Here is a 1,853-nt window from a genome sequence, read left to right as displayed (position 1 = left end):
GTTTTTCTTAGCGAGCCATTCCTTTTCAACCATAATTCCGAGTCGTTCCTCAAAGGACAGGTCTTGTAATGCAGCGTCTGGTTCACTTATCATTCGGGCCATGACTTTAAGCTTTAAATCCTTAAGTTTTTCTACCGTGGGATTGTTAAGCATGGATACCACCCCCTGCATAAGCCCTGCTCCCTCTGACATTCGCATGTTGAATGATTTTCTCAGCCTTCGTCTCCGCGGCTTTAGCGGTCACTTGTTTAAGTATGATGCTAAAATACTTGTAGGAATAGGTTCTTTTCGCCAGGGCTTCTTGGCTGGCCTTTTCCAGGGCTTCAGGGGTATAACTTTTACTAAGCCTTATGATACCCATACAGGCTCGATAGGTCTGCACCGGGTACTCCCGGCTTTCGAGAACGCTTTTTATAAGTTCACGGGTATAGGGACCGATGGTTTTCGCCCAGGACAGAAAACGTTCTGAACTCCAGCCGGATACAACCTTGTGTTCTTCCGGCATATGTTCCGGTTGGGTGGTATACCGTTTATACCGGTTATAATTTCTCGGATAAGCGGCCACTCTTTCGCCGGCGATATAGATTTCAATGGTTTTGGATGTTGCCCGTACCGAGCATGGCTGACCTACATAGGAGTAGTGGACACTGTAAAAGAAGCCGTCATATTCAGCATGGTAGTTGAATTGTACTTTGGTCTCTTTCCAATCGGCAAATTCATATCTTGTTGACGGCAGGGGCTGTAAAAATAGTTTGTCAATCTTTTCAAAGGCCGTCAGCCGGTTGCCCTCCATCTTTTGAAAAGGGCGTTGAATAAACTTGGCAAGCTCTTCTCTGAGTGATTGGTTTATCTCATAGAGGCTAAAAAACTGTCTGTTTCTAAGGGCGGCAATAATTCTTCTGGAAACGTTACCGATTATATTTTCGCCGGCGGCCTTATCTTTAGGTTTGCCAGCGCGTGCGGGAACCAACGTAGTATGGTAATGCCTGGCCATTTCGTTATAACTCTTGTTTAGGACCGGATCTACGCGATCCGGTGTAATAACAGCGGTTTTCGTATTATCTGGAATGGTGACTTTGGGAACGCCTCCGAAGTATTCATAAGCCCTGACATGGGCGTCGATCCAATTGGGAAGCTTGGTATCACCATAGGCATGAACAAAAGGGTAGGCACTGGCCGGCAGGACGGCCACAAAGAGGTATGCAGTTTTAATTTCTCCGGTCTCAGGTTCCACATAAGACATGGTCTGGCCTGCCCAGTCAACCTGCATTTCCTCGCCTGCTTTATGTTCAATATGCATGGTTAGCTGGTTGGCCTTTTTAAACTTCCGGTAACGCTCACAGAATTGAGTATACATGATGCCATTAGGATGTTTCTCTTTATATTCCTCCCAAAGAAGCATCAGAGTAACGCTTTTTTTCTTCATCTCGTAGAAAACATACTCCATGTCAGGTTCAGGAACTGTGTTTTTATTGTTTGCCGGCGGATAAAGCAAAGAGAGTAATTGTTTGTCATTGAGCTCTATTGGCCAGGTTATTCCTGCGTTATTAGCTCGTTCAATTACTTCTGATACTGTTGTCTTGCCACAGTTGCAGGATTTTCCGATTTCTCGCAGGGATAGTCCTACCTCGTGTTTCAACCTTAAAATTTCTTTTGCTTTCAGCATTTCTATCCTCCTCATCTTTTGGCCCCTTTCTTTCTACTCGAAAAAAGGGTACCAGTTAGTTTACTAACTCGACAAGGTGTCCGGATGTTGCCGAAATGCTGTCCGGATAATTCCGTTATGCTGTCCGGATGTTGCCGTTACGCTGTCCGGATGCTACCGGAATGGGTGTCCGGATGCGGCCGAAATA

Annotated in this window: 1 protein-coding gene; it reads right to left on the bottom strand. The window is 45.6% G+C overall.

From position 1 onward, the window contains the following. Positions 1 to 145: 145 nt before the first annotated feature. Positions 146 to 1,666 (bottom strand): IS21 family transposase, encoded by a 1,521-nt coding sequence (istA, locus tag L7E55_RS17475; protein ID WP_277445640.1) that lies wholly within the window; start codon positions 1,664 to 1,666, stop codon positions 146 to 148. Positions 1,667 to 1,853: the final 187 nt, after the last annotated feature.

Source organism: Pelotomaculum isophthalicicum JI (assembly GCF_029478095.1).
GTDB lineage: Bacteria > Bacillota > Desulfotomaculia > Desulfotomaculales > Pelotomaculaceae > Pelotomaculum_D > Pelotomaculum_D isophthalicicum.
The sequence above is the reverse complement of the archived record's forward strand: the minus strand, read 5'-3'. Positions and strand labels throughout refer to the sequence as shown.